Source organism: Stenotrophomonas sp. NPDC077659 (assembly GCF_050268705.1).
Lineage (GTDB): Bacteria > Pseudomonadota > Gammaproteobacteria > Xanthomonadales > Xanthomonadaceae > Stenotrophomonas.
On record NZ_JBNNHG010000122.1, the window covers coordinates 8,368 to 11,701 of the forward strand.

Sequence of the window (3,334 nt, forward strand, 5' to 3'; positions counted from 1 at the left end):
TGGCAGTCGACCAACGGTCGACTCTACCGTGCGCGGCGCGGGGTTTCGGTGTGGCCGCGAAAGGCAGTCGACCAACGGTCGACTCTACCGTGCGCGGCGCGGGGTTTCGGTGTGGCCTCGAAAGGCAGTCGACCAACGGTCGACTCTACCCCCGTCATTTCGGCAGCGCGTAGGCCATCACGTAGTCGCCCTTCGGTGTTTCCATGAAGTGGTGTCCGGCGGCGACGATCACCACGTACTGGCGGCCATCCTGTTCGTACACCATCGGGTTGGCCTGGCCGCCGGCCGGCAGCTTGACGTGCCACAGCTCCTTGCCGGTCTTCAGATCGATCGCGCGCAACAGGTCGTCGGTCGCGGCGGCAATGAAGATCAGGCCGCTGGCCGTCACCACCGAACCACCGTTGTTGGGCGTGCCGATTTCAATGGGCAGGCCCGAACGGATGCCGAACGGGCCATTGCCGCGCGCACTGCCAAACGGGCGATCCCACAACAGCTTGCCGGTGCGCAGATCCACCGCACGGATGCCGCCATAGGGCGGCTGCTTGCACAGCAGCCCGGTGAACGGCAGGCGCCAGCCCGCGTTGACGTCGATGGCATACGGCGTCCCTACCTGCGGGTCGCCCGCACCTTCGGCGCCGCCCTTGTCGTGGGTGATCTCTTCGCGCGGCCGCCAGCCCTTGCGGTCGGCCTCAGCGCGCGGCACCAGCAGGTTGTAGTTGGGCATGTCGTTGTAGTTGGCCACGATCACCCCGCGGCGCGTATCGACGGCCACGCTGCCCCAGTCCGAACCACCGTTGTAGCCGGGGTATTCAATCGAATGATGGTCGGCGCTCGGCGGGGTGTAGAAGCCTTCGTAATGAGCCTTGCGGAACTGGATGCGGCACACCAGCTGGTCAATCGGGGTGATGCCCCACATGTCCTGCTCGGTCAGATCATGTTCGCGGCGCAGCGTGTGGTACAGCGAGAACAACTGCGTGGGCGAGCGCTGCTCGGGTTCGGCACCGCCGCCGGGCACCTTGCGCTCTTCGGCCGGGGTCAGCAGCTGACCGGTGCGGCGGTCGAGGATGTACATGTCACCCTGCTTGGTCGGCAGCAGGATGGCCGGCACCTTGCCCTGCGCGGTCGGGTAGTCGATCAGGCTGGCCTGCGAGCCCATGTCGTAGTCCCACACATCCTTGCGCACGGCCTGGAAATGCCAGACCGGCTTGCCGGTGGTCACGTCGATGGCCACCAGCGAAGTGGCGAACTTGTTCTGGTTTTCGGTGCGCGAGCTGCTCCAGTAGTCGCCCGCGGAATTGCCCATCGGCAGATAGACCAGGCCCAGCTTTTCATCGCCGGTGGCGGTGGTCCACATGTTCGGTGTACCGCGCGTGTATTCCTTGCCCTGTGCCGGCAGGCCGGTCAGCTCGGGCTGGTCCATGTCCCAGGCCCAGCGCAGCTTGCCGGTCACGGCATCGTAGGCCTGGATGACGCCCGACGGGGCATCGCGGCGCTGACCGTCCAGCACCTGGTGGCCGGTGACAATGACGCCGCGCACGATGGCCGGCGGCGAGGTGATGGACACATAGCCCGGCGGCGTGCTTCCCATGCCCAGGGTGATGTCGATCTGGCCGTTGTTGCCGAAGTTCGCGCAGGGCTTTCCGCTGTCGGCGTCCACGGCAATGATGCGGCCGTCGAGGGTGCCTTCGATGATGCGCGCGGTGCAGGCCGGCCGGTTGCCGGGCACGCTGGCCGCACCCGGCGTCGGCGGCGGCGCGGGCAGTGCAAGGTCGGCGGCGGCGTCTGCCAGCGCAGCGTCGGCCGCGGCGGCGCCACTGGGCTGTTCGTAGTACGAGACGCCACGGCACGCGGCGGTATAGGGAATGGAATCGTCCTTCACCTTGGGGTTGAAGCGCCAGATTTCCTTGCCAGTGCTGGCATCGAGCGCGATCAGCTGGTTGCGCGCGGTGCACAGGTACAGCCGGTTGCCGATCTTCAGCGGCGTGGTTTCGGCACCCCAGCGGTTCTCCGGCAGATCGCCGGTGCGGAACTGCCAGGCCGGCTGCAGCGTGGCCACGTTGTCCGGGGTTATCTGTTGCAGCGGGGAGAACCGGGTCGCGGCGTTGTTGCGGCCCCAGGCCGCCCAGTCACCGTCGGCCGGGCGGTCGGAGGGCTGCAGGCCGGTGGTGTCCTCGGCGGGGTCGATGCCGGTGGAGGCAACCGCCTCGGGGAACGGCTGGTCGCCGCGCACTTCGCCGTGCGGCACGAACGCCAGCGCAAAGGCGCCCACAAACACCAGCATCAGCACGCCGGCAACCGCCCATGATGCACGGCGCGGGAAGGGCTGCTGCAGGGTCGGTGCCAGCAGCGCCATCACGATCGCCAGGGCGGTCACCAGGCCCAGCCGCGGCACCCATCGCCAGTAGGTGCTGCCCGATTCCCACCAGGTCCACAGCAAGGTGCCGATGAACAGCACCGCGAACAGCAGCGCCGCGCTGCGGCGGTTGCCCCACAGCAGCACGCCGCTGACCAGAATTGCGATGCCGGCGATGGCGTAGTACCAGGAACCCCCCAGAGTCAGCAGCCAGATGCCCAGCCCGCCGATGACGGCGCCAAGCACGATCAGCAGCAGGGAAAGCACCGTGGCCACCGGATGGCGGCGGCGCGGCGGGACGGAACGGCTATCAGGGGGAACGGCGGTGGGGGCGGCAGACATGTCAGGCTCCAAGGCACGACCGCACGGTCGGATGGACGGGGTTCCATTACGGACGGGATCGTCCGCTGGTTCGCCGTCCGTTATGCGCCACTGCCTGTGAAGTGAATGCGTTTTTTGCCTGCAGACGTTCCCCGCAGATACAACAACGCCGGCACAGGGCCGGCGTCGTCGTTAACCTCTCATCGCGGCAGGATCACTCCTGCGCGGCGTCCTCGCTGCTGGCAGCCGCCGGTGCGCCGTCGGTCGCGGCCGGGGCGGCAGCGGCCACCTCGTCCTCGTCCTCGTCGATCGAGGCATCCATGCGCTCCACCGCCTGCAGCTTTTCGTCCTTGGACAGGCGGATGAGGGTGACGCCCTGGGTGTTGCGGCCGACACGGCTGATTTCCGAGCCACGGGTACGCACCAGGGTGCCGCCGTCGGAGATCAGCAGGACTTCGTCGCCCGAGCCCATCAGCACCGCAGCGACCAGCTTGCCGTTGCGCTCGGTGGTCTGGATGCCGATCACGCCCTGGGTGCCACGGCCCTTGCGCGGGTAGTCCGGCAGCGGGGTGCGCTTGCCATAGCCGTTCTCGGTGGACCCGGGCCCGACGACCTGATGCCGCACATGGATGACGATGATTCCAGCTCGGCCGGGCTGTC

2 protein-coding genes are annotated in these 3,334 nt (G+C 67.9%); both read right to left on the reverse strand.

From position 1 onward, the window contains the following. Positions 1–154: 154 nt before the first annotated feature. Positions 155–2,695 carry a membrane-bound PQQ-dependent dehydrogenase, glucose/quinate/shikimate family gene (locus ACQKDV_RS15120; protein WP_427784770.1) on the reverse strand — a complete coding sequence of 847 codons (2,541 nt, stop codon included), beginning with the start codon at positions 2,693–2,695 and terminating at the stop codon, positions 155–157. Between the two features lie 193 nt (positions 2,696–2,888). Beyond that, positions 2,889–3,334, reverse strand: a 446-nt coding sequence (locus ACQKDV_RS15125; protein ID WP_427784772.1) for a DNA gyrase C-terminal beta-propeller domain-containing protein, incomplete at its 5' end; no start/stop codon positions are given.